The sequence below is a fragment of the Paenibacillus sp. OK003 genome (genome assembly GCF_900109515.1).
Taxonomy (GTDB): Bacteria; Bacillota; Bacilli; order Paenibacillales; family Paenibacillaceae; genus Paenibacillus; species Paenibacillus marchantiae.
This window is the reverse complement of the sequence record NZ_FOBD01000008.1, coordinates 220,589-240,376: the sequence shown is the minus strand read 5'-3', so window position 1 is coordinate 240,376 and position 19,788 is coordinate 220,589. Positions and strand designations below refer to the sequence as shown.

Sequence of the window (19,788 nt, the reverse complement as noted above, 5' to 3'; positions counted from 1 at the left end):
CCAAGGGCATCGGGCTTACCAATTCGATTGGGGAGGCAATGGCTTTATGGGAAAACGATCGTTATGGAAGCGTACATTGCGGACCGCAGGGGTATCTCTGCTGAGTTCTGCGTTACTGGTGACTTCGCTCGGTCTTGGAAACACGCCGGCTACTCATGCTGCGGGTGCCCGTCAGATGGAGTTTCTGGACCGAGGTGTAGTTGCAGTGAAGACAGGCACAGGTGTGTTTGTCAGTTGGCGGCTTCTGGGTACGGAAGGGTCGAATGTATCGTTTAATGTCTATCGGGATGGAACCAAGGTAAATGCATCGCCCATAACGAACAGCACCAACCTCCAGGATGCAAGTGGGACAAGCAGTTCCAAATATACGGTTCGAGCCGTAGTCAGTGGAATCGAGCAGGCTGCTTCGGCGGCAGCGAGCGTATGGGGCAATAATTATTTGTCTGTACCTCTCAGCGTACCCGCAGGAGGCACAACACCGGATGGTGTAGCCTACACGTACAGTGCCAATGATGCGAGTGCAGGAGATGTAGACGGGGACGGCGAGTATGAACTGATTGTGAAGTGGGACCCGTCCAACTCCAAGGATAATTCCCAAAGCGGCTACACGGGTGAAGTATTTATCGATGCCTACAAATTGAATGGAACGCGCCTATGGCGAATTAGTCTGGGTAAAAATATCCGTGCCGGTGCTCATTACACCCAGTTCATGGTGTACGATCTGGACGGAGATGGCAAGGCCGAAGTGGCGATGAAAACGGCTGATGGTACGAAGGATGGTACGGGAGTAGTCATCGGGGATGCCAGCAAGGATTATCGTAATTCAAGCGGATACGTTCTGTCCGGACCGGAGTTCCTTACGATCTTTAATGGACAGACCGGCAAAGCACTTTCCACGGTGAACTACGAACCGGCGCGCGGTAATGTGTCTGATTGGGGAGACAACTACGGCAACCGGGTCGATCGATTCCTTGCAGCCATTGCGTATTTGGATGGAGAGCGGCCAAGTCTGGTCATGGCGCGTGGATACTACACTCGGACCGTGCTGGTGGCGTACAACTGGCGGGATGGACAATTGACGAAACAATGGACTTTTGATTCCAATACATCTGGTAATTCCGGTTATGCTGGGCAAGGTAATCATAATCTGAGCGTGGCGGACGTGGATGGAGATGGCAAAGATGAGATTATATATGGCGCGATGGCGGTAGATGATAACGGCAAAGGACTCTATACGACAGGACTTCATCATGGAGATGCCATGCATCTCAGTGATCTGGACCCGGATCGTGCGGGACTTGAAGTATTCCAGGTGCATGAGACAGCGTCCAATGCCGGAGTGGAATTCCGTGATGCGCGTACAGGTCAGTTGATCTGGGGCATACCTACGACCAAAGATATTGGACGCGGCATGGCAGCCGATATCGATCCACGTTATAAGGGTGCTGAAGTCTGGGCAGATGGTGGTTTGTATACAGCCAAAGGGCAGAAAATGGGGACTACCCTGCCTTCCTCTACGAATTTTGGTATCTGGTGGGATGGTGACCTGCTCCGCGAATTGCTGGACAGCAACCGGATTGATAAATGGGACTACGCCAATAGCAAAACGGTTAATCTGTTGACCGCATCCGGTGTTTCTTCTAATAATGGAACGAAGTCCACACCGAATCTGCAGGCTGACCTGTTCGGCGACTGGAGAGAAGAAGTGGTATGGCGGACCAATGATAGCTCTGCGCTGCGCATCTATACGACAACAGCCGTTACGGACAAACGGATCTACACCCTGATGCATGATCCGGTATACCGTCTTGGCGTAGCTTGGCAAAATGTAGCCTATAACCAACCGCCACATACGGGCTTTTATTTGGGAGATGGCATGAGCACACCTCCCGTACCGAATATCCGGTACGCTGGCAAATAAGAGCGAAAGGGCATGAACTCATGCCAACCCCAGGGATGATGTTACAACGAATTAAACTTACCGCTGACAAGGGAACAACGGACTTTGGTCCGTTGTTCTTTTTTTCCCTGCCATTTCCACAGATATTCGGTAGAAATCGGAAAAAAACGTTTGACAGTCCTATGTACTGCCCTTATGATACGTATATAACTCACTAAACAGGTAGGAATAATAAAAATGACGATGCTCTATTTGCAGAAGCAGTCATTTACAGTCACATGAGAGATCGTAACTTGAACAGAATAACGTTCTCACCGTATAGACGGAGGAACACCGCAGCGCATCATTTCTGGATGAAGCATACACGGCCTTTGGGTCGGCATGACTTTTATGAGGGAGAAGTGCGCGGGGGGTTCCTCCGTTTTTTGTTTTTTTCGGTGCGTTCCATGCTGTTCAGCCTGCCTGAGGTAATCTTGCAGATCCATTCGGGGGGAGTGTTGGCTATGAAAAAGAGAATTCATAAGGGTATTTTGGTTGGTCTGGCATTGGTGTTAACAGGGGTACTGGCGGCATGCGGATCGGATAACGGTGGCACGAATGCGACAGCGACATCGGGAGGAACGGAAGGCGGCAAAGAAGGGGCAAAAGCGATCGAGCTGCTGAATGTATCCTATGATCCGACACGTGAACTCTATGAGCAATATAACAAGGCATTTGCGGCGTATTGGCTGAAAGAGAAAGGTCAGGAAGTAACGGTTAAGCAGTCTCATGGTGGGTCAGGTAAACAAAGTCGTTCCGTTATTGATGGGCTGGACGCGGATGTGGTTACGCTGGCATTGGGATACGATATCGATGCTATTGAAGATAAAGGTCTGATCAATGCGGGGTGGCAGGACAAATACGAGCACAACAGCTCCCCGTATACATCAACGATCGTGTTTTTGGTACGCAAAGGCAATCCGAAAGGCATCAAGGACTGGGATGATCTCATCAAAGGAGATACCCAGGTCATTACCCCTAATCCAAAAACGTCCGGTGGAGCGCGCTGGAACTATTTGGCGGCATGGGGATATGCCCTTAAACATAACAACAATGATGAAGAGAAGGCCAAAGCATTTGTTGCAGAACTGTTCAAACATGCGCCTGTCCTTGACTCTGGAGCACGTGGAGCGACGACTACGTTTGTAGAGCGCGGTATTGGTGATGTACTGCTTGCATGGGAGAATGAGGCTTTCTTGTCAGTTAAAGAGCTGGGTCCGGACAAATTCGATATTGTTGTGCCTTCGGTCAGTATTTTGGCTGAACCACCTGTAGCGATTGTAGATAAAAATGCAGACAAAAAAGGCAGCCGCGAAGTGGCGGACGCCTATCTGAAATACTTGTACAGCGAAGAGGGGCAGACCATTGCTGCCGAGAACTATTACCGTCCAACCCTGGACAGCGTGAAGGAAAAGTTCAAGGATCAATTCCCGCAGCTTGAGCTGTTCACATTGGACGATGTATTTGGTACATGGCGCGATACCCAGGCCAAGCACTTTAATGACGGCGGTATCTTTGACCAGATTTATGTGCCGGGCAGCTAATGCATCTGCCATCGATGATGTTGCGTGACCATGTAAGCGGCCAACCAGTCCGACCGACTGAAGGCAGAGAGGATGAACGTGCATGAGCAAGGTGATGGTGGCCCGGAGTCGCACACTGCCGGGATTCGGATTAACGATGGGTTACAGTGTGCTTTACCTGAGCCTGGTTGTACTTATTCCACTCGCAGCGCTCTTGTTTAACTCCACGGGGCTGACCTGGTCCACATTGATTGAGGTGGCGACGAATCCCCGGGTACTGGCTTCTTTTCGGGTGAGTTTTCTGACTGCAGGTGCAGCAGCCCTGATCGATCTGGTTCTCGGGCTGCTCCTGGCTTGGGTACTTGTCCGGTATGAGTTCCCTGGAAAACGGCTGTTTGATGCCGTTATTGATCTGCCTTTTGCGTTGCCAACGGCAGTGGCAGGGGTCGCCTTAACGGCGCTGTATGCCGGAAATGGCTGGATTGGGCAGTTTGTGGAGCCTTTGGGCATCAAGCTGGCCTATTCACAGGCGGGTATTACACTCGCGCTGATGTTTATCGGGATTCCCTTTGTGGTGCGTACGGTACAGCCGGTTTTGCAGGAACTGGAGACTGAGGTGGAGGAAGCTGCGGCTACGCTGGGAGCGGGAAGATGGCGGATATTCCGGAAGATCCTGCTTCCGGATCTGATCCCGCCGCTGCTGACCGGTTTTGCGTTAGCCTTTGCCCGAGGCATTGGCGAATATGGTTCAGTGGTGTTTATCTCAGGCAATATGCCGATGAAAACGGAGATTGCGCCCCTGCTGATCATGGCGAAGCTGGAGCAGTTCGATTATGCGGGAGCTACGGCGGTAGCCTTGCTGCTGCTGCTGGTCTCTTTTGTCCTATTGCTGATCATTAATTCACTTCAACGCTGGAGCCGCAAGGCAGGCAGAGCCTAATGCATATAAGCCGACCTATATAAGTTGAACTTAACATTTACACGATTACGGAGAGGACAGAAAAATCTGGAGAAGCGGAGCGTTTGCCTTTATCCCCGGATTTCCCCTTTTTAGGAGTGGTTCATAAAAAATCTGGGGATAACAGCAATCGGAAGATGTTCTGACCGCGCAGTGGTTTAGTGTAAAAGCATTTGTTCAACTTATATAAACCAAAAGGAGGTACATAATATGGCGGGTTCCGTTCCATTGACGCCTGCTTCCCGTGTGCGAACCGGGCCGGGGCCAAACCGTGCAACCACTGAAGCACCATGGGTCAAATGGTTTTTGATCGGATTGGCAAGTCTGGTGCTGCTCTGGCTGCTCATCTTGCCGCTGGTAATCGTGCTGATGGAGGCGTTAAAGCAAGGCTGGGGTGTCTACATCGCCGCGCTTACCGAACCGGATGCGATGTCGGCGTTGAAACTTACGCTGCTGGTTGCCGGGATTACCGTACCGCTCAATACGATATTCGGTGTAGCGGCTGCGTGGGTCATTACCAAGTTCCAATTCAGGGGCAAAGGACTCATGATCACCCTGATCGATCTTCCTTTTTCGATCTCGCCTGTGGTAGGCGGGTTGATCTTTGTCCTCATCTTTGGTTCAAATGGATGGTTTGGACCGTGGCTGGCCGAGCATGATATCAAAATTATTTTTGCCCTGCCCGGCATTGTCATCGCGACGTTGTTCATTACGTTTCCCTTCGTCGCCAGAGAACTGATTCCGCTGATGGAGGATCAAGGCACGAGGGAAGAAGAAGCGGCAGTTACGCTTGGCGCCTCCGGGTGGCGGATCTTCTGGAACGTGACACTTCCGAACATCAAGTGGGGACTGTTGTATGGCATTATTCTGTGTAATGCGCGGGCAATGGGTGAGTTTGGCGCCGTGTCTGTTGTATCGGGACATATTCGCGGGGAAACCAACACCTTGCCGCTGCATGTCGAAATCCTGTATAACGAATATCAATTCTCCGCTTCGTTTGCCGTCGCCTCCTTGCTGCTGATTTTGGCTCTGGCAACGTTGCTGCTCAAGAGCTGGTTGGGTCATAAAACGATTCCCGAAAAGTGATGTAACACTCCTGTATCCATGCCGATCATCTTGGTTATGAAGAGGGTTCCGAATGAAAATGGATTTTGTTTAAACTTCATGAAAATTCGGATTGACAGCTACTGGAAGCCCTGCTAATGTATAAACCAAGTATATAGGTTGGATAAGAATGAATTATAAGTCGGGTTGGATGACAGCGCACTTGAGGAATATAGCGGGCAGTAGCCCGAGAAGAGGAGGCGGCTCTATGGCTAAGCCGTTAAAAGTGGATGAGGTATGGATGGATCGCATTGCCGGACAACTGAATGACATGGAGTTTGGCTCGTTACACATCGTTGTACACGAAGGCCAGATTGTGCAGATGGAGCGGACCGAACGCAAGCGTTTTGAAAATACGCCCTCCGGCAGCGCCTCCAAATCCGGTAGCACGGCACGAAGCAGCTCACCCCGTTCATTGCGCTCATCGAATGCAAGCGCGAAGGGATAGGCTTCATGTAATTCGGGATCGAATTAGGCATAATGCAAAAAATAGTAGAAACCAAAAAGAGAAGCCGCGATTTTCCGGGCTTCTCTTTTTTGATTTTGAATGAACTGAGTCTGATGATACCAAGCCAACCGAGTTAACAGAGAGGTTCACTTTTCAGAAATGGCTCCGGATGTGCGTGGTTTATAGAGGTTTAGCTCCATGTTCAAGCTCTCATCCTCATGTGCTTCTGTACTGTGATTCAATTCCTTATCCGAATCGGTGTGTCCCGCGTAGGGGCGATCACTGCGAGAAGGCGCTCCTGTCAGGCTGAAGCCGGAGATGAACAGGATGAGTTGTAATCCCAATGCATAGGGAGCAGCAGCAAGTCCGATCAGATGAAGAAGTGAGCACAGGGCAATTAGGGTAACAAGTGCTCTGGTTACTGTGCCCGATGGACCCTGTCTTGGACTGGACCAGAGCAGATAACCATAGAACACCGTGATGATCAAGGAAACGAAGCGTATCCATGGCAAAGCATTGAACCATGAATGCCAGAAAGGATACAACAGACCTTGTTGACGAAACACAAAATCAGCGATTAGGTACAGTACAGCTACTACAGCGGTGGGCTCGGCAGCTGGACGAATGACATTCCAGATCGCTCTTCCCCAATGGTCAGGATGTACGGATCGATTCAATTCATCGGACAATGCTGCACTCTCTCGTTCCAGAGCCCTGTGCATCAAGGCCAGTCGAGCGGGATCAACATCGATGATACAGCTGCGGATCTGATCCTGAAGCTGTGGAGACAGATGCACTGCGGCTCTGCAGGATAGCATGGCGGTTAATAATTCATGATGCTCATGTTCCGTTAGATCAACATTCCGATGTTCTTTGGCTGTGAGTTGTGCCAATAGGGTTGTACTTATGTATAAAGTATCTCGTATCGCGTGCATTCGCCTGTCACGACTTCGTCTGACCTCAGTGGCAGACCATATGTAGAGCCCAAGCAGCACAGCGATCATTCCGAGTAGTACCGCCACGAAGCCCGGATATGAGAATAGAGCAAGCATCCAGCGTTGAAGCACAATGGTTCCTCCTTTGCAAAAACTGTAGTGTAGCATGAAACACGGTTCACATCAGCTTTCTCTCACTATTACACAGGAATTGCATGAATTCAAGCAGGAACAGTAGGAATTTGCTGTCATAAGAAGGACCAGAGCACCCAAGCAAAGAAGATGTAATTTCAATGAATTTTTAATTCTGCACATAATCATCGGTTTAATAGGAGAGGAGCAAGATCTATGGACCAGATCAATATTGAACATACACCGCCCTCAGCAGCAGAATACCTAGCGTTACGGAAAAGCGCAGGTCTTAGTGCGATGAGCAAGGAGGGAGCGGAGATTGGGTTGCCTAATAGTCTTTTTGCCGTATGTCTGCGTGAAGAAAATGAAATCGTAGGCATGGGCCGGGTCATCGGGGACGGTGGTTGCTTCTTTCAGGTGGTGGATATCGCCGTGCGCCCTGACCAGCAGGGAAGAGGATATGGCAAATTGATCATGAGCGAAATCATGAATTATTTGCGTGAACATGTGCCTGCACGTGGTCTGGTTAGCCTGCTGGCAGATGTTCCTGCCGATCGTCTGTACGCTCAATTTGGCTTCACCTACACCAGTCCGAAATCGGAAGGCATGTGGTGGAGACAAGGGGAATAGAGCGGAAATAAGCTGAGTTAAGCCTGTTTAAATAAAATTAGCCTTATATATGGGAAATAGCCTATCAATATCTCATTCGTGTATCCAACTAATTAAACCTTTGGTTATCCATAGGTTTTTTTGCTTTACATCCATTTATTTACAAGTATAATGTAACTTGAATACAATTTACGATTTACAAATTACGATAATCGCATTAATTGCAGAATGGAGGATATGAATTTGGATAAGAACCAGCGGACTCAATTTAATCAAATGGTGGAGCGATCCATGGAGCAGGCCAGCAGAAACCTTTCGGGAACCAAGGGGGTTGTCTCCGTAAGATTAAGTCAGGAAGAGATTGATATTATTGATCAGCTTGTATTTCTTGAACTGGCCAAGAATCGATCTGATGCAACGGCGATGTTAATCAGGGAAGGAATTCGGACGCATCAATCGTTATTGAACGAGATTCAGGAGTATACGGCAGAGCTTGAGCGGGTGAAGGCCAAAATACAACAGTCCATTCGCAATTCAGGTTTGTTGGCACGTCTGCAAAGTGAAACTGGAAGTGAGATTGAGGGGAAAGGAGAAGGAGTGAATGAACCAGACGAAAAATGAAATCCATAACGACAGTTACGCATCTGTTCTGCGTCTTCCATCTTTTTGTGTACTTCTTGCAGGCAGGCTGATATCTGGTGCAGGTCAGATTTTATTTTCCATGGCTACGATGTGGTATATTCTTCAACTGACCGAGTCAGCACTCGCAGCAGCACTGATTCCTATGTTGCCATACTTCATCTATGCTTTTTTGGGTATACCACTGGCTACAATCAGTGATCGGCTGCCCAAAAAGCAGCTCTTGATCTGGACCGATATACTGAGAGCGTGCGTGGCCTGTATATTGGCGCTTTTATTCATGAGTGGTCAGATGGTACCGTGGCATATCTATGCTGCCAATTTGCTCATTGCGATTCTTGGATTTTTGTTCAATCCGGCAACCCAGACCGTCATCCCCGCAATTCTGCCCGACCCGTCGAAACAGTTGGCACCAGCCAATGCACTTCTAAACTCATCTTCCAAAACAATTGAATTGCTTGGATATGCTTTAGGCGGCATATTGGTGGCGTTCATCTCAGTCCAGTCCATCCTTTTCATCTATGCACTTACCTTTCTGCTATCTGCTTTCTCCATCGTCTTCATTCATATTCCGGTGACCAAAGTAGTCAAACAAAAAGGAATTTCTGGCTTTATGAAGGACAGTTTGCAAGGGATTACCTTTTTGTTCTCGCGTAAAATTCTGGCCAGCTGCATCATTTTTGGTGCCATTATCAACTTTGCTGGTGCGCCTCTGCACATCTTCACTCCGATTTTTGCTGACATGGTTCTTCATGCCGGACCACAAGGGTACGGTCTTCTCCAATCGGCCTTTGCCGCTGGCAGTATTGCAGGCTCTTTGCTCAGCGGGAAATATGCCAAACGGCTTTCGCTTGCCCGATGGTTCCTGATCAGTTACCTCATCTCAGGTGCAAGTTTGCTGCTCATGCCTATGTTTCCTAATCTGTATATCGCCATCGCCTGTTCATTCTTGTTGATGCTGGGGCTTGCCCTCGTAAATGTACCTCTGGTTACCTCGATCCTTCTATCCACACCGGAAGAAAAGAGGGGGCGTGTCATGAACAGTATGGGGGTCCTAATGAGTGGCATCAGCAATCCGCTGGGTTTATTGCTTGGAGGCTGGCTCATTGAAACGTATAATCCATCCTGGGTGTACATGGGGATTGGTATATTTGTTATTGTGATGGGGCTGGGGAGCATGTTTGTTCGGCCTTTCCGAGAGGAGCAGGGGCAACATTCCAGACAGCAGGCGGCATCCATTTAATTATAACCAATGTAAGAATACCTCTGTTTTTTATACGATAATTCCGATTGGGTTAACATGTATATGTCACATAAATGGATATATTAAATAATTTATGTAAAATAATTCAATTAAAAAGAAGGAATATCAGAATTTATGTAGAAATTGGTTATTAAGAGGGGGAGACAAATGGGAGGTATTTTATCATGGAAAACAAGGAGATTTTATCTGTACAGGACTTGATGGCATTAGAGGTTGAAGAGGATAACTACATGTTCGAGGAAACAAGCCTGTGTACCGTGTGCAGCTGGACAAGCTCACAGACAATCGTTGTCGAGAGCTAGGAACATCTTCATTAAACGCTCTATCTTGTATATTTAAGGATAAGTCTTTGATTTTCGCATTACTAAAATAATTGTACCTCCCCCTCTAACTTTAACCAACAGGAGTGATTCTCATTGAAATTCGCAAATGTATCCGTTAAGAAGGACGCCTTTGAGAACGCTTTGGAACATATAATCAGGGAACTTCCCCAATCCATCCAATGGTCGAATGACGGCCATTGGATTTGTTTTAGACCAGAGGATTTGAAACTTCCTTCACAAGGCTGGAAAATACATCTATCTGTGGTTCCTGGAGAAGGAGCTGAACTGTTACGCCGCATTTCACCTGTTTTGACGGAGCACAGTGTACAGTGGAAGGTTGTGAACAGTGGATTGAAATTGATTGAAACTTCTAACGGATCGATCCCCCTGCCTCAAACGGGTAAATGTGTCACGATCTATGCAGCAAACGAGAAACAGCTTCTTCACCTGCTTGAGGAGATGTATGTATGCACCATCGGGTTCGATGGCCCGGCTATTCCTACAGATCGGTCATACCGCGGGAGCGCATGCGTATTTTATCGTTATGGTGCGTTCACAGACCGATTCTATTATGACCGATATTCGGCAGCAAAAGTGCATGCGATCCAGAATATTAAAGGGGATCTGGAGGAGGATCGCCGTGTACCTGGCAGGTATAAGCCGGAATGGGTCAACGAGCCGGAGGAACTACTTCACATCCAGGCCACCAAGAAGGATATTTCTTCCTCCAACGTATCCAGTTCTAATAACAATGAGTTTGGAATACGAAATATTCGTGTGAAGCGTGTGCTCAAGAAGTCTGGCAAGGGAGGCGTATTTCTTATTTCCTGTACGCAGCATGCACAAGCCGTTATGAAAGAAGCGGTCCATCGCATGCGTGTCGATAGTGCAGGACGCTCTGCCCACGACTATGTAGAAAATGAATATCATGTACTTGAATTGTTGAAGGAAACGGGCTACACACCCCAGCCACTTGATTTGTTTAATTATGAGAAAAATCGGTATCTGATTCTGGAGTATTTTGATAGCATCAGCTTGCGCGAGTATATTCATCGCAGACATGTTGCTGCAGATTATACATGGACGGAGATGGCTCGGATCTGCCAGGATATTGTGGATATGGTTGAGACCTGTCATCGTAAAGGGGTCATTATTAATGATTTAACACCTAACAATATTGTCGTATTGCCGGATGGTAATGTACGTCTAATTGACCTCGAATTGGCTTACTTACGAAATGGCGAGAGGGAGACCAGGCCGTTAACTGGGCATACGCCTGGCTATGTGTCCCGTGGTCGGGAACACAGTCAGAGATCAAGCGTCCAGGATGATATCTATTCACTCGGGGCTGTTTTCTATTATATGGCATCATCTGTGGACCCCTATTTCAAATATCAGACGGACTACCTCAAATGTGGTCAGGCTTTGTTGGCAGGTCTGGTTATTATGCAAGAGCTGCGTTCCCTGGGCAATCTTTCTGTGCGGATCATGAATGGTGTGTATGAGCAGTTGGCAGATATTCGCAACAATTTGGATGCAATTTCAAAAGAGCCGATGAATGAATGGCAAGGATCATCCCTGCCATTGAACAACGAACTAACTGGAGCCGAGGTATTGCGTCAGGCACAAAGGATGGCCAATTGGCTTTATACATCGCTTGATTTTGAAAATAGGCAAGAACTTTATCCGGAAAACAGCATGAGCCGGATGTTTCATCCGGCAAATTTTAACTTTGGATGGACAGGCATGGTCTACGGCTTTAACCAGCTTGGTCATATTACACAACTTATTCAGTATCATCAGTATGCCCGAGAAGTTATGGAATGGATTTTGGTTCATCACCCATACATTCCGGACGAGACACCGACCGGATTATACTTTGGTTATGGGGCAGTTCCGTGGAGATTGGCTGAGACTGCAGAGGCGTTGAATGATTCTTCATTGCTTGATCTGGCGGAGAATCTGGCATTACAGCTAACTCAGAATGGACCGACCCAAGCCAATATCAGTCATGGAGCTGCAGGTCTGGGATTAATGTTATTGGAGATTTATCGCATTGGGGGCCGCGTTGAACTACTTGAACGAGCTGAGTTATTGGCTGCTTATATATTGAATCAGGAAGAACGGAACGAGGATGGACTGAGTATGTGGAAAGTGAAAGAGCAGCCAAGTAAGAAAAATGGTGGGCATTATTCCCTGGGATTTTCTCACGGCATCGCGGGGATTGGTTATTTTCTACTCGCAATGGCAGATCAAACCAATAAGGAAGTCTATTTATCAGCAGTGAAACGAATTGTCTATACATTGGATCGTACCAGTCATACCGGTCAGAATGGCCAGAAGATGTGGCCTGCAACACCTGAAAAACCGGATACGCTCTGGGTACACTGGTGTAATGGATCGGCTGGCATCGGGCGTTTTCTTCTGGCAGCTGCTGATGTATTGGGTGATCCGGTGTCTGCGAGGCTTGGCAGAGAAGCTGCAGATGCGGTGGCACAGACCACGATCTTTGCTTCCTTCGGGCAATGTCATGGGTTAGCTGGCAACGGTGATCTGCTGCTTTTGGCGGAGCGTTGTCATCCTGGCAGATATGCGGCCAGACTGGAACAATATGCACAGATGCTGTTGGCGATGAGAAGTGACGAGCACGACATGTGGATGTGGCCACTGGAAGATATGGAATCATTCTCACCGGACTACATGACCGGATATATGGGGGTATACTCCTTTCTGCTTCGTCTTTATTACCCTTCAATGTGTGCAGAGCCGTTGGTATATTCAGGTTTCAACCCTGTCAAGGAGGAGATGAATTTATGATATTAACAGCTATATCTGATGTTCTTCCTCAATTTCGGCATGAACAGGGCGAGTACGGGAACCGTTATTATGCAGCAGCCCCAGATTACTGCGAAACCGGATCTTCATTAATGATCATTGATCACGGACAAAGGCAGTATACACTCGATTTATGGAGTGATGAAGGTTCCATGACGTATTGGGAGAATCGGATTCAACCCATACTTGAGTCACTCGAATGGGATGCTCTATACGCAACGTTTCCTGTCTCATTTCCGTGGGAGAAGCTTGGATTCCGGGTGGATGTTCTTGCGCATAGGCATCGATTTATCGGCAAGTTGAAGGATATCCCGGCTTCTGATATTCCTGATGATGCTGCAACATGGATTTCTGCCCAGGGGCAGGCGGAGGGGGTAGCGCAGATTCTTTTGGAAAGCGATCCCTCCTGTCCCGGCTTGGAAGCTGCACGTCAGGCAGTCAAAGATATCTATAGAGGAGCATATGGAACTTTGCTGAAGGGGTCCGGATTGGTTGAATTAGAGGGGCAACAGATGGGAGCTTGTTTACTCAATGATGAGTTCGGATCTGTATTGATTGCTCATATATGCACATTACCTAATGCGAAACGTAAGGGCTGGGCGCGCTGGCTTGCTGCTTACGGTCTTCAACGATGTATAACAGAACAATATGAAACGGTAAAAGCTTCGCTCGATGCGAACAATATCGGCAGTTATCGATTAATGGCTTCACTGAATTTGCAGCAGATTCCCGAGCCTGCCCATGTATGCCGGATTACGAAAGAGCGTGATTGCTCATGATCCCTGTATTACTTGAGAGTACGCAATATCGTGATCTGCGAAGCAATTGGCTTCGTTCGAGTCATGAGCCTGGGCTGTTTGTCGCTCAAGGGGAGCCGGACGCAGTAAAGCATGAGGTCCAAAAGCTGCACACTCACTGGCAGGATCAGGCTATTGTAATATCGGTGGATCATCCGTATTATTCTCTTCCCATCATCTATCAGCTAAATGCAATTCAGCCTTCCGGCGATCTTGTGGCCTGCAAAAACGCCTTATTAAGATTCAAAACAGCGGGCTGGGCTCCGGGTCATAGGAAATGGGTATTGGTGGAGGTAGCGTCCCATTTACATGCATCTGATCTCGGGGCTATCCACCATCTTCTGTATCGTCAGAAACTAAGAGGGGTCAGTGTACTGGTATTTTTCCACCGATATCCTTCCAAAATGCCGACACGCGGTGAGATGCACTGGCTTCCAATTTCGCTTGTCAGAGAAACACCGGACCATACCCGAAGCTCGTTGGATAAGCATCTTGCCATGGCGAGAAAAAAGGGCGGACAAGAGAAAACATTGGCGCTCTACAACAGGATGGCCTGGATTTTGCTGTCCAAGTCAGATGATCCGGTCAGGTATAAGGCTTGTTTGCATTTTTTTAAACAGAATACATTATTTCAACGTTTATCAGCGGCTCAGCAAGCGGTTTTATGGTTCGAATTGGCACAGCTGCTAACCAAAAAAGGCAGGGATTATTCGGGAGCACGATACTGTTATTCAGAAGCTCGAAAGCTGCTCTCACATAAGGAATTAACCGAGTCTTTCCGGGTTGGGAAATGCTGTGCGCTGGATAATGGTGAAGCATTGATTGAACTGCAGGAAGGCAATGCTGATCGTGCAATTGAGCTGGAACGGCAGGCCAGTCGGCGTATTCAGTTGCTTCCTGATGGTCCTGAGCAGCGTACTTTTCAGATTCAGACTGCGTTAAATATCGCAGGGCTGCAGCTTAGATCAGGCCAATGGGCTGAGGCTCATACAACTCTGCTGGCAGCGGAGAAACTGTGCACCGAGCAGTATGTCGATTGGCTCAGTCCCATACTCGATTTAAGAATGGAAATACATCGGCAGTGTGGTGAAGAAGAGAAGGAGTACCAACTGCTGATTCGGTTGCTTCGATTAAAGACTGCCTCCGTCAATGCCAAGCGGCTCCGTCGTGCGGTGGAGATTGCTGGAGAACAAGTACGCCGAGGTTCAAACGACCTGGCTACCGAGGTTTATCGCCTATTAATGATGTCCCTTCCTGCTGCCAATCTGCCACAAATTGAGAAGATCCAGCAGGCCATAAGCGAGCTTGAAACAGATGTCTCACCTGAAACTTCTGTCCTGGATCAATACATCAACAGATTACGTAGCCAGTTGGAGGAGTGGGAGCAACTGAAGCTCTGGAATGAGAGGAGGAAATCCAGTTGCGTCGTACCTTCCTGAGTCGAATGAGCGTTAATCGGGAGCGCACGGGAATGCTGTTGTCCTATGATAATGGTCATACGGAATGGTGCACACTTGATGAGACAGGTCAGACAAAAGACAGGCATTGGCTGTATGAACATACGTCAGATTCAATGGATCGGACGGAGCATATTCAGTTTATTGCACCTAATCAGGTTCTGATAATCACTCAAGGAGATGCCGGGAAACGGCTGCATCTGTATGAAATGCAAGCTCAAGTGAAGCTTGTCCATACCTGTGCGCTGCAATTACCTTTTGCTGTTCTGCAGGCGGCGTGGCAAGACGAAAAGTTGCAGTTGCTTTTTGCCATCCGAAATAAAAAGGGCCCCGTCCGATTGGGGCTGTACGACCCGAAGCAGGATGAGGCTAGATGGATTACACCTGAACTGAATCATCCGCAATTGGCTTTCTGGTCGGGAATTGAACAGGAAATCGGTCTGAATGTTGATGGACAGGGGAGAGTGTATTCATACAGGGACAAAGTCGTTCAAAGTGCAGAATGGATATATACGGAATATCCATATCCAGTCATGGACAAGCAGGGGGATTTCATTGCGGTGTCCATCCCTTCAGAGCAGGGGTTCAAACCGGGATGGATGAAACAGGGCGAGGATATTGTGCATGAATTGCCTCCGAATTGTGAAGGATTCTCTGAACTGGTTCGCGTACAGATTGATACAGTTACACAGAAGATCCTCTGTGAAGGCATAACCTGTGGCAGATGGCATTATGTGCAGTATGCATTGCAGGAGAAGAAGGAAGTATTTCAGCTGCGAAATTATCCAGGGACGCTGACACAGGCTGTTCTCAGCAGGGACAAGCAGGGACTGGTGGGCAAATACGAGACTATCGCGACAGCTCCGAGACCAGGTCTATTTCGTTTTCAAGATCAAACCAACGCTATGACTTGGGTTCAAGGGCAGCAGGAAGTTATAACTAGCTGTCGCAACGGTGGAGAACTGAAGGTGGAATACCGGGAAGCCTCCTATCGGTCCGAGATCATTCCCTATCTGGATATCCATCCGAAAGGTGCTGTACAGGCTGTCATTTACCTGCACGGAGGCCCACATAACTGTCTGTTCGACAGTTATAGTCCAGTAATGAAGAGGTTATCCGAGTCTGGTGTACGGGTGATTGGGCTCAACTATCCGGGCAGCTCCGGCTTTACTGGTGGATACAGGAGTCGTAATGAGAACGATTGGGGCGGTGTGGACGCAGATGTGGTCCGGTTTATTCGGGAACAGGTCTTATCCTCCTATTTAGACGTAGCTCTGTATGGCGTCAGTTATGGCGCTTATCTTGCATTGCTGGCTGCGGGCAGAGACCCGGTACTGTGGAGTGCTGTGGTAGCGTGTGCCCCCTTTACGGATTTGGGCAAGCTGTATACAGGAGGAGGGGCGAAGCTCAGATCTTTTTTGCAAAAAGAGATCGGTGAACTTCTCGAGGATGAATCCGCGCTAAGGACCCGAAGCCCGGTAGCCTACGCTTCTGCGCTAAGCGAAAGTGATATCTTGTTTATTCATGGGCAAGCAGATCAACTTTGTCCGGTGGAGCAGACGGAACAAATCTATCAGGAAATATTGAAATACAAGCTGGCTTTGGACGAACCCTCAGGCAGACTGGAACTTCATATCATTAAAGACTTAGAGCATGAAATATATTCGGAACGGTTCTGGGCTCAGAAAGCAGTCGATTTTTTAACCTTTGCCAAGGTGGGACAGGCAAAATAGAGGTAAGCTGCCAAAGCCGCTTTGCGGCTTTTTTGGCATTGGTGGGTTGTCATTTTGAACGGGAAAGAGAGTTGTGATTTCTTGTTTTAATAAGGATTGTGCATCGGAATGGGGAGATGAGCTAGACTCATGGTTTACAAGAGAGTGAAGACGGTTTAAGATGGCGTGAGCCGTTTAAGGTATATAACAATGGGATTAAGTATTAAAATAACGGTAAGTTGACAAGATGATATCTACTGAAAAGAGGGATTTAATATGAAAGTTGCCATTTTCGGAGCAACCGGAGCGATTGGAAAGACGATACTGTGGGAATTGATGGACCGTGGTCATGAGGTAACGGCGATTGTTCGTGACCCTTCGAAGGTTGAGATGGAGCATGAGCGTTTGCGTGTGGTACAGGGGGATTTGCTTAACCCGGACCAGGTTGCCGATTTTACAGCTGGGCAGGAAGCCGTTGTGAGTGCCTATGGACCGAAGTTTGGTGCGGAGGAAGAGATGCTGGAAGTTACACGTTCATTAATTGAGGGTGTTCGTCGTGGAAAAGCAGGACGTTTGGTTGTCGTGGGTGGAGCAGGAAGCTTGCTTACGGATTCTGGAGAAATGCTGATGAACACACCGGGATTCCCTGAGGAATTCAAACCACTGGCGAAGGCTCATGTCGATGCGTATAACCTGATTGAAGCATCGGATATCCACTGGACCTACATGAGTCCTGCGGCTACGATCACAACAGGAAGACGGACAGGCCTGTTCCGGGTTGGCATGAATCGTGTGATTACCGATGATCTGGGTGAGAGTTCGATTTCCGTTGGCGATTTCGCAGCGGCTTTGGTGGATGAGCTGGATGATCCGCAATTTATTCAATCCCGGTTTACGGTGGGCTATTAATCGTTATTTGTCTAAACCAGATCGATGAAACGGAGAATTAGCTTGGAGCGGTAAACGGAACAGGTTTGCTGAGTTGAGGTTTGCATTGAAAGCTTAATAGTTCAGGTTTAATTGGCAGAAAGTCACCGGGGAGGGATGAACGTTGTTTATCGTAACCGCTGAACAGATGAGGGCTGTGGATGAGCATACGATTCAGAAGCTTGGCATTCCTGCTGCCAGTCTGATGGAGAACGCAGGCAGAGCCATCGCTGAGGAAGTTATCCGGCTGTGCCGGGAAGACGATGTTGACCACCGTTCGGAGCAGCATGGCTGCTGGAACAATGTAAACGGGAAGCGGGCGCACACGGGGCCCGGTGATCGGCCTGCTCATGGTGGCGACATCATCGCCGATCCGGCGCTCGTGATGGAGCAACCCGGAGATCAGCAGTGGTACATGCTGATCGGCAAGGGTAATAATGGCGGCGACGGGCTGGTTGCGGCGCGCCATTTGGTTGAAGCGGGGCTCGGCGTGACATTGGTTTACGCCGATGCGCCTGATGCGTTGCGGGGCGAAGCCGCAGTGCAGCGGGATGCCGCCGCGCAGCTCGGCATCCCTGCTCTGGTCCACGGGCGCGAAGCCGTGGACTTCAGCCGGTGCACAGGCATCGTGGATGCGCTGCTGGGCACCGGCTCGCGTGGGGCGCCGCGCGGAGCATATGCGGCGCTGATTGAGGCGGCGAACGACAGCGGCAAGCCGGTCGTGTCCGCCGATGTGCCAAGCGGGCTGAATGCCGACACCGGGGAGGTATATGAGCCCTGCATTCAGGCCCGGGTGACCGTATGTCTTGCGCTGCTTAAGCGCGGGTTGGTGCAGTACCCGGGTGCATCTGCCGCGGGGCGCATCGTGGTGCGCTCCATCGGCATTCCCGCGCGGCTTGCGCCGGAGTATGGCCCCTCGGTCCGTCTGCTGACGGAAGAGGTGCTGCGCAGTGCGCTGCGCGTGGATACGGGCCGTCTCCGGGCACCGGACGGCCATAAGGGCACTTACGGCCACGTGCTGCTGGCCGCAGGCAGTCTGCCGATGAGCGGCGCAGGCCTGCTCTCGGCCAAGGCCGCACTGCGCGCTGGCTGCGGGCTCGCCACATGGGCGCTGCCCGCGGCACTGCTGCCGCATGTCATCGGCACCGTGCCCGAGCTCATGCTCGCTGCCGCCGCAGATGGCGACAGCGGCGAATGGAACGCGGCTTCCGCGGACGCCGTGCTGCGTCTCGCGGAAAGCCGCGACGTGCTCGCGACCGGCCCTGGCCTCGGCCGCTTCAAGGACGACACAGACTGGCTGCGCCGTCTGTGGCAACATTCGGATCGCCCGCTCGTCATCGACGCGGACGCCCTCAACATGCTGGCAGACGCTGGCCCAACAGGACCTCGCGACTGGGGCAAACGAAGTGCGGCGACCATCCTGACGCCGCACCCTGGAGAGATGGGCCGACTGCTGGGCATGTCGACCCCCGAGGTGCAGCGTGACCGAATCGGACACGCTGCACGGTACGCCCGCGAGCAGGGCGTGACCCTGGTGCTCAAGGGAGCACGAACGGTCATCGCAACGCCATCCGGCGAGGCGTATATCAACACCACCGGGCACGCCGGCATGGCAACCGGCGGTGCAGGAGACGTGTTGACCGGCATCATCGCCGGTCTGCTTGCCCAAGGGCTCAGCGCGGAGCAGGCTGCCACCTTTGGCGTGTTTCTACACGGCCAGGCAGCGGAGAGAGCCGCGCTGCTGCGTGGTGATCCGGCATCCCTGCTCGCCGGGGATATCGTGGATGCACTATAAATCCGGGCATGATTGGTGCCGCACTCTTGGTGCATTCGTAATTTATATGCTGCATACCTCTACACACAGCATAATGATATAAACCATTCATAACCTAAAGAAAGGGTTGTCCCATAGTCATAAACATGACGAGGACATCCCTTATTAGTGGTATTAACGTTTAACGAATCCAACACATGCTATGAGCTGCATTTTCCAATGATCTGCGTTTTAACGAACCACAGCGACGTTATTTCACTGATCGGCAGGCTCTGGCCCAAGTCTGTATCATTATTAACGAGAATAACGTGACTGAAGTTCGTTAACCTGTGCATTCGACCCAAATCCTCCAATTAAGGTGTGGTCGATTCGTTAGAATGGATTAGCGCTTCGACGCGAGGAGGGAAGTCCC

General features: G+C 49.6%; 16 protein-coding genes. 15 read left to right on the top strand and 1 reads right to left on the bottom strand.

Going from position 1 to position 19,788, the window contains the following annotated elements; all coding sequences use genetic code 11:
• Nucleotides 1-46 precede the first annotated feature (46 nt).
• The 5 genes from BMW94_RS14650 (at nt 47) to BMW94_RS14630 (ending at nt 5,972) form a co-directional block, all read left to right on the top strand.
• Nucleotides 47-1,921 (top strand): rhamnogalacturonan lyase, encoded by a 1,875-nt coding sequence (locus tag BMW94_RS14650; protein WP_090999443.1) that lies wholly within the window; start codon nt 47-49, stop codon nt 1,919-1,921.
• Nucleotides 1,922-2,403: 482 nt separating this feature from the next.
• The gene (locus tag BMW94_RS14645) at nt 2,404-3,483 is read left to right on the top strand and encodes a sulfate ABC transporter substrate-binding protein (RefSeq protein WP_090999616.1); all 1,080 of its coding nucleotides are present in this window, start codon (nt 2,404-2,406) and stop codon (nt 3,481-3,483) included.
• 82 nt (nt 3,484-3,565) lie between these two features.
• Nucleotides 3,566-4,402 carry a sulfate ABC transporter permease subunit CysT gene (cysT, locus tag BMW94_RS14640; RefSeq protein ID WP_090999441.1) on the top strand — a complete coding sequence of 279 codons (837 nt, stop codon included), beginning with the start codon at nt 3,566-3,568 and terminating at the stop codon, nt 4,400-4,402.
• A gap of 228 nt (nt 4,403-4,630) precedes the next feature.
• Entirely contained in the window at nt 4,631-5,506 is an 876-nt protein-coding gene (gene cysW / locus BMW94_RS14635; RefSeq protein ID WP_090999439.1) for a sulfate ABC transporter permease subunit CysW, read from the top strand.
• A gap of 226 nt (nt 5,507-5,732) precedes the next feature.
• Nucleotides 5,733-5,972, top strand: coding sequence for a YezD family protein (locus BMW94_RS14630; protein ID WP_062322628.1), 240 nt, complete (start codon nt 5,733-5,735; stop codon nt 5,970-5,972).
• 146 nt (nt 5,973-6,118) lie between these two features.
• Here BMW94_RS14630 and BMW94_RS14625 read toward each other — a convergent pair whose 3' ends face one another.
• Nucleotides 6,119-7,039 (bottom strand): hypothetical protein, encoded by a 921-nt coding sequence (locus tag BMW94_RS14625; RefSeq protein WP_090999437.1) that lies wholly within the window; start codon nt 7,037-7,039, stop codon nt 6,119-6,121.
• 216 nt (nt 7,040-7,255) lie between these two features.
• Here BMW94_RS14625 and BMW94_RS14620 point away from each other — a divergent pair, with 216 nt between their 5' ends.
• From BMW94_RS14620 to BMW94_RS14580, 10 genes are all read left to right on the top strand, one after another.
• Nucleotides 7,256-7,669, top strand: a complete 414-nt coding sequence (locus BMW94_RS14620; RefSeq protein ID WP_090999435.1) for a GNAT family N-acetyltransferase — start codon at nt 7,256-7,258, stop codon at nt 7,667-7,669.
• A 222-nt stretch (nt 7,670-7,891) separates the two neighbouring features.
• Nucleotides 7,892-8,269: a ribbon-helix-helix domain-containing protein gene (locus BMW94_RS14615; RefSeq protein ID WP_090999433.1), complete on the top strand. Its 378-nt coding sequence runs from the start codon at nt 7,892-7,894 to the stop codon at nt 8,267-8,269.
• Nucleotides 8,250-9,530 carry an MFS transporter gene (locus BMW94_RS14610; protein ID WP_090999432.1) on the top strand — a complete coding sequence of 427 codons (1,281 nt, stop codon included), beginning with the start codon at nt 8,250-8,252 and terminating at the stop codon, nt 9,528-9,530. The genes BMW94_RS14615 and BMW94_RS14610 overlap by 20 nt, the downstream gene beginning before the upstream one ends.
• A 185-nt stretch (nt 9,531-9,715) precedes the next feature.
• On the top strand, nt 9,716-9,853 hold the full coding sequence (locus BMW94_RS30505; RefSeq protein WP_175480700.1) for a hypothetical protein: 138 nt from the start codon (nt 9,716-9,718) through the stop codon (nt 9,851-9,853).
• 114 nt (nt 9,854-9,967) lie between these two features.
• Nucleotides 9,968-12,691, top strand: a complete 2,724-nt coding sequence (locus BMW94_RS14605; protein WP_090999430.1) for a class III lanthionine synthetase LanKC N-terminal domain-containing protein — start codon at nt 9,968-9,970, stop codon at nt 12,689-12,691.
• The gene (locus BMW94_RS14600; RefSeq protein WP_090999428.1) at nt 12,688-13,488 is read left to right on the top strand and encodes a GNAT family N-acetyltransferase; all 801 of its coding nucleotides are present in this window, start codon (nt 12,688-12,690) and stop codon (nt 13,486-13,488) included. The genes BMW94_RS14605 and BMW94_RS14600 overlap by 4 nt, the downstream gene beginning before the upstream one ends.
• Entirely contained in the window at nt 13,485-14,945 is a 1,461-nt protein-coding gene (locus tag BMW94_RS14595) for a hypothetical protein (protein WP_090999426.1), read from the top strand. Before BMW94_RS14600 ends, BMW94_RS14595 begins: the two co-directional genes overlap by 4 nt.
• A complete protein-coding gene (locus tag BMW94_RS14590) occupies nt 14,927-16,696 on the top strand; it encodes an alpha/beta hydrolase family protein (RefSeq protein ID WP_090999424.1) in 1,770 nt (589 codons plus the stop codon). The genes BMW94_RS14595 and BMW94_RS14590 overlap by 19 nt, the downstream gene beginning before the upstream one ends.
• Before the next feature lie 255 nt (nt 16,697-16,951).
• Nucleotides 16,952-17,584 (top strand): NAD(P)-dependent oxidoreductase, encoded by a 633-nt coding sequence (locus tag BMW94_RS14585; protein WP_090999422.1) that lies wholly within the window; start codon nt 16,952-16,954, stop codon nt 17,582-17,584.
• A gap of 142 nt (nt 17,585-17,726) precedes the next feature.
• Nucleotides 17,727-19,397 (top strand): NAD(P)H-hydrate dehydratase, encoded by a 1,671-nt coding sequence (locus BMW94_RS14580; protein ID WP_090999420.1) that lies wholly within the window; start codon nt 17,727-17,729, stop codon nt 19,395-19,397.
• Nucleotides 19,398-19,788: the final 391 nt, after the last annotated feature.

Excerpts from the sequence above, each read along its gene's own strand:
- BMW94_RS14630 (WP_062322628.1), top strand. The coding sequence starts at position 5,733 with ATGGCTAAGCCGTTAAAAGTGGATGAGGTATGGATGGATCGCATTGCC.
- BMW94_RS14585 (WP_090999422.1), top strand. The coding sequence starts at position 16,952 with ATGAAAGTTGCCATTTTCGGAGCAACCGGAGCGATTGGAAAGACGATA.
- BMW94_RS14620 (WP_090999435.1), top strand. The coding sequence starts at position 7,256 with ATGGACCAGATCAATATTGAACATACACCGCCCTCAGCAGCAGAATAC.
- cysW (WP_090999439.1), top strand. The coding sequence starts at position 4,631 with ATGGCGGGTTCCGTTCCATTGACGCCTGCTTCCCGTGTGCGAACCGGG.
- BMW94_RS14645 (WP_090999616.1), top strand. The coding sequence starts at position 2,404 with ATGAAAAAGAGAATTCATAAGGGTATTTTGGTTGGTCTGGCATTGGTG.
- BMW94_RS30505 (WP_175480700.1), top strand. The coding sequence starts at position 9,716 with ATGGAAAACAAGGAGATTTTATCTGTACAGGACTTGATGGCATTAGAG.
- BMW94_RS14600 (WP_090999428.1), top strand. The coding sequence starts at position 12,688 with ATGATATTAACAGCTATATCTGATGTTCTTCCTCAATTTCGGCATGAA.
- BMW94_RS14595 (WP_090999426.1), top strand. The coding sequence starts at position 13,485 with ATGATCCCTGTATTACTTGAGAGTACGCAATATCGTGATCTGCGAAGC.
- cysT (WP_090999441.1), top strand. The coding sequence starts at position 3,566 with ATGAGCAAGGTGATGGTGGCCCGGAGTCGCACACTGCCGGGATTCGGA.
- BMW94_RS14610 (WP_090999432.1), top strand. The coding sequence starts at position 8,250 with ATGAACCAGACGAAAAATGAAATCCATAACGACAGTTACGCATCTGTT.
- BMW94_RS14650 (WP_090999443.1), top strand. The coding sequence starts at position 47 with ATGGGAAAACGATCGTTATGGAAGCGTACATTGCGGACCGCAGGGGTA.